Origin of the sequence: Streptomyces sp. NRRL S-495 (genome assembly GCF_000966955.1) — a bacterium.
In the GTDB taxonomy this organism is placed as follows: domain Bacteria; phylum Actinomycetota; class Actinomycetes; order Streptomycetales; family Streptomycetaceae; genus Kitasatospora; species Kitasatospora purpeofusca.
Genome location: NZ_JZWY01001407.1, coordinates 1 through 210, shown reverse-complemented (window position 1 = coordinate 210; position 210 = coordinate 1). Strand labels below are relative to the sequence as shown.

Sequence of the window (210 nt, the reverse complement as noted above, 5' to 3'; positions counted from 1 at the left end):
GGGTGGCGCCGACGGTGGCGGTGTCGCTGAGGGTGCCCGCACCGGTGGTGCCGACCGTGACCGTGACGGTGGTGCTCGCGCCGGCGGCGAGGGTGCCGAGGGTGCAGTTGGCACTGGTGGCGGTGGTGGTGCAGCTGCCCTGGCCCGGCGTGGCCGAGAGCACGGTGCCCGGGCCGGTGAGCGAGTCCGTGAGGGTGACGCCGGTGGCGG

1 pseudogene is annotated in these 210 nt (G+C 76.7%); it reads right to left on the bottom strand.

The features are described from left to right. Nucleotides 1–210 (bottom strand): annotated as a pseudogene (locus VR45_RS41885) (DUF11 domain-containing protein); the annotation flags it as partial.